We start from the raw sequence: 1,685 nt of genomic DNA on the forward strand, positions 1-1,685 counted from the left end.
GAGTTGTTGGATGAAGTGGCAAGTCACATCAGAACAGTGCGCGAAGGATGGGCTGGCATTCGTTCAGAAGCAGAGGCGCAGGGGCTGATCTAAGCATTAGTGATTATCAAAAAAGGCCGCTATTGCGGCCTTTTTTATTGTGTGCGAACTAAGCGTTCTTAGTTTCGCGCCATCGATTGCTCCAGTGCTTGAATTCGTTGCTCTAATGGCGGGTGAGATAAAAACAACGCACCAAATTTAGAGTGTCTGAGTCCGGAAATGCCAAACGCTGTTAATTGGTCAGGGAGTTCTTGGCTCTCTGTTTGTGCTTGAAGTCTCTTCAATGCTGCGATCATCTTATGCGTGCCTGCTAGTTTTGCTCCGCCAGCATCAGCGCGATATTCTCGTTGGCGAGAGAACCACATAACAATGGTGCTAGCGAGTATGCTCAGTACGATTTCAGCGATAATCGTTGATACCCAATATGCAATGCCGTGGCCTCGTTCGTTTTTGAAAACCACACGATCGATGGTGTGGCCAATAACGCGACTGAAGAAAATCACAAATGTGTTCACGACGCCTTGGATTAAGCTCAATGTGATCATGTCGCCGTTAGCAACATGGCTTACTTCATGGGCTAAAACAGCCTCAGCTTCATCTTTGGTCATGTTGTTTAAAAGGCCTGCACTCACGGCAACCAATGCATTGTTTCGGTTGGCACCCGTGGCGAATGCATTAACTTCTTTACCCGGATAAATCGCGACCTCAGGCATTCCAATACCTGCCGCTTTTGCCTGCATGCTAACGGTGTCTACTAGCCATTTTTCTGTTGGGTTGCTGGCTTGCGTAATTACTTTAGCGCCGGTGGTCTTTTTCGCCATCCACTTTGAGATCNCAAGGGATATAAATGAGCCGCCAAATCCAAATACTGATGCGAACAGTAGTAAGGAGTTCATGTTTAGGTCGACACCGTTGGCGTCGAGAATGCGTTCGAATCCAAGTAGTCTGAGTGTAATACTTAAGACAACAATGATTGCTAAGTTAGTAGCTAAAAACAGTAATATGCGCTTCACTTCAATCTCCGATATGAGTACTTGAACGGATATATGGGTTAATAGTTCAAAATAAAGTGGATAGGCCGGTTTCTAAAATTACATTTTTGATATGTCTATGCAAAACGAGCGGCTAATTGCCGCTCTTTAAGAAGGTCTAGAAAATGAATTTAAGCGTCGATAATTTGAGTTCCAATTTCGATTTTCTTAGGCTTCATCGCTTCAGGAATCTCTTTGACAAGATCAACCTTTAGAAGGCCATTTTCGAGATCTGCGCCGACGACGCGAACATGTTCAGCGAGTTCGAAGGTGCGTTCGAAGTCACGACCAGCAATACCTTGATGTAGGAACTTTCGTTCTTTGTGGTCTGCAACATGCTTTCCTTTAATATTGAGCTTATTGCGCTCGCTTGTGATCTGAATTTCGTTCTTTGAGAAACCAGCAACTGCGAGTGTAATTTGATATTTGTCGGATTCGATTACTTCAATGTTGTAGGGCGGGTAGCCAGTATTTTTCGAATCGCCTCTACTTGCGCTTTCTAGCAAGTTAAGTACGTGATCGTAGCCAATTGCAGTTCTGTATAGTGGTGAAAGGTCGATAGATCTCATAGTTTTATCCTCGTTGAGCAATAAATATATCGATAACCCTGACGGC

2 protein-coding genes are annotated in these 1,685 nt (G+C 44.4%); both read right to left on the reverse strand.

Annotated features, from left to right (window positions below; translation table 11 throughout):
- Window positions 1–158: 158 nt before the first annotated feature.
- Window positions 159–1,052 (reverse strand): protease HtpX, encoded by an 894-nt coding sequence (gene htpX / locus A3738_RS15205; protein WP_068763703.1) that lies wholly within the window; start codon window positions 1,050–1,052, stop codon window positions 159–161.
- Window positions 1,053–1,201: 149 nt separating this feature from the next.
- Window positions 1,202–1,685: Hsp20 family protein (locus A3738_RS15210; protein ID WP_369819808.1), on the reverse strand; the 484-nt coding region annotated here is incomplete at its 5' end.

This window comes from Oleiphilus sp. HI0066, assembly GCF_001635725.1.